Genomic DNA, 3,252 nt, shown 5'->3' on the forward strand with positions numbered 1-3,252 from the left:
GAAAGCTTTGTTATTCTTGGTTGTTTATTTACACTATTAAAACGGTTTTGAGATGCCTTCTAGATAATTTGAGACTAATAATTGATCTACAGCACACTCACTCCATTGCCATAAAAGCAGGCAAAAACTGAGTTGTAGCTTCAGGTTTCTCAGACGAAACGAATTCCCTTTCACTTCTTTCCAAGTTTCGCAGCAGAATATTTTGAACCCGGTTTATCGTGCCTCTGCACCGGACCAATAAACGGTTGTGGTTCCAGCTCAGCATCATCCTTCGATCTGGATTTTGTAAATAAGGCAGACAGATCATCAAAAAAAGTATAAAGCACGGGGATTGCCAGCAGGGTCAGTAACAGCGACAACGTTTGCCCGCCGACTGCCAGTACGGCAATAGAACGGCGTTCTTCCGCTCCGGGCCCCGTCGCAATCAACAGTGGAATCAGTCCCGCAACGAAAGAAAGCGTCGTCATGAGAATGGGACGGAGACGATCCCGGTTGGCCTGGAGAATTGCCTGATAACGGGGAAATCCCTGGAGCTGCAGGGCGTTCGTATGATCGATCTGCAGAATCGCCGCTTTTTTCACCACGCCGAATAAGACAAGAATCCCCAGCGCCGAATACAGGTTCAGCGTTTCTCCGCCCCAGTGCAGGCTTAACAGACCGAAGGGAACTGCAAGAGGCAACGATAGCAGAATCACCAGTGGATGAACCAGATTTTCAAACTGCGCTGCCAGCACGATGTACATGAAAATGAAAGACAGTACCATCGTCCAGCTGAAATCGCCGAGAGTCCGTTCCAGTTCCCGGCCTCCTCCGAGGACAAGTGTGTTGTAACCTTCCGGAATACCAATTTCCTCGGCGGCAGCTTTCATGGCAGCGAGCCCGTCTCCCAGCGCGTATCCGGAAGCCATGTTCGCTCGCACGGCGATCATGCGCTGTCGATTTAATCTATCGATACGGGAAGCAGCGGTGTTGAACTCAAAGTCCACCACATTATCAATTCGTGCCAATCTGTTATCGGGAGAAGTGGAAGAGTCCGGTGTTCCTCCTCCCTGAGAATTGGTGCGGACATAGAGTTGTGAAATTGACTGGATATCGTCACGGTCAAGGCCAACGAAACGCAGTTCCACATCGTAGGCGTCGTCAACGGTCCGATCACGGTAACGGGAAACACGGTCATCTCCGCCCACAGCGACTCGCAGAGTATCGGCGATTTCCTGCACATCGATCCCCATCGCCGCGGCCCGTTCCCGATCAATGCGTGCCAGCAGTTCCGGGTTATCAATCTGCAGTGTGGAATAGACGTCGACGATACCGGGAATTGTTTTTACTTTTTCACGTAATTTATTACTGAAATCCAGTAAGCCATCGATGTCTGGGCCTGTGATGGAAAAGTCGATATCTACCGGTGCCCCCTGACGTAACGAAGTCAGGTTACGGACAGAAATCCGCATATCCGGAATGCTTTTGAGCTTCTGTCTTACCTCAGCCATCTTTTCACGCTGGGAAAAGTTACCGTGAAACGCGGCATTTAGATCACCGTGTATCAGTCCGCTGAAAAATCGACCGAAGGAAAATGTGCGTTTCTCGCTGTCAACCAACCGCACAAAGATATTCGCACGGTTCACATCACCAAAGCCACCGGACCCCACTGTCAGCAGTAGAATTTCCACGCCGGGAGTATTGATCAGTTCCGTCTCTGCCCGATCAATGACCTGATTCATGGACTGCAGTGTCGCTCCCTGGCGGGCTTCCAGACGAATCTCAAATTCCGATTCATCGACATTCAATGGGATATAGTCCTGTTTGACGAGCTGATACAGAGGATAGTTACTCAGAATCACTCCAATGGAAATGGCCAGAACCAGCCAGCGAAATCGCAGAGCCTGCTTCAAAGTCCAGAGATATGACGTTTCGACATAATGGTAAAGTCCTGATCGGGAACTCGGGCCGTCAGGACTGGGCATCTCGGCACGTAACAGTTTGCTGCACATCATGGGTGTCAGCGTAAAACTGACGAGCATCGAAACCAGAATCGCAACCGTAGCCGTCAAGCCAAACTGAAACAGCAGTCGCCCCGTCACACTCGACAAAAAGGAAACCGGCAGAAACACAATCACCAGAGAAATCGTAGTCGCCAGAACCGCCAGCCCGATTTCCTTCGTCCCGATGACAGCTGCTTCACGAGGCGTCATACCTCTTTCTTCAATACAATGAAACACGTTTTCGAGCACAACAATTGCATCATCGATGACGACCCCCACCATCAACACCAGAGCCAGCATGGTCACATTATTGAGGGTAAAACCGAATAGTTTCATAAAAGCAAATGTGGAAATAATCGAAGCGGGAATCGCCACCGAGGCGATAATGGTCGACCGCCACGAACGCATGAAAATCAATACGGTAAGACAGGCTAAAATACTGCCGGAGACCAAATGATTTTCAAGCTCGTGTAACGCGGTAACAATATACCGGGACTGATCCTGAACGATGCTGACTTTGACATCATCAGGCAGTAACTCCTGGCTGCGAGGCAGCATTTTTTTTATGCCTTCCACCACCTCGACGGTATTTTCGCCAGATTGCTTCTGAATCTCCAACACCACAGCAGGCTTTTGATTCAGTCTCGCGATCGTGCGGACTTCTTTCGTATCATCCACCACGGTTCCCAGATCAGCCAGGCGAACTGGTGTGCCATTGACTGTTTTTACAACCAGATTAGGAAATTGATCCGAATCGGCAACGCGTCCCATCGTGCGTAACGACCGTTCGCGAAATCCCTGATCCAGGCGACCGCCGGGTACTTCGGTATTTTGCCGGACCAGCGCATCACGCACCTCTAAAATCGACATCTGATGGGCGGCCAGCCGATCCGCATCAATATTCACTTTCACAGCCCGGTCCGCAGCGCCGGCAATCTGCACTTCACCGACGCCAGGCGAAGATTCAATCACATTTTTGACATACCGGTCAGCAAACAGATACAGCTCGCGCGAAGTGCGTGGCCCCGAAACCGCCAGCGTCATGATCGGAGACGACTCCAGATCACGTTTCTGGACAACTGGAGGATCAATATTCGGAGGCAGCAGATTCATCACCCCCGAAACCGCATCACGCACATCCTGCGTGGCTGCATCGACATTGCGATTCAAATTGAATGTAATAATCACAAACGAACGGCCATCACGCGAAATGGACCACAGTTCGTCAATCCCGGCTACGGTTGCAACCGCATCCTCAATGACCGCGCTG

The 3,252-nt window shown here is 50.7% G+C and carries 1 protein-coding gene; it reads right to left on the reverse strand.

Translation table 11 applies throughout. The features are described 5' to 3' along the window. Positions 1 to 170: 170 nt before the first annotated feature. Positions 171 to 3,252, reverse strand: a 3,082-nt coding sequence (locus Q0294_RS06585; RefSeq protein WP_299462208.1) for an efflux RND transporter permease subunit, incomplete at its 5' end; no start/stop codon positions are given.

The organism is uncultured Gimesia sp. (assembly GCF_937919775.1).
In the GTDB taxonomy this organism is placed as follows: Bacteria; Planctomycetota; Planctomycetia; order Planctomycetales; family Planctomycetaceae; genus Gimesia.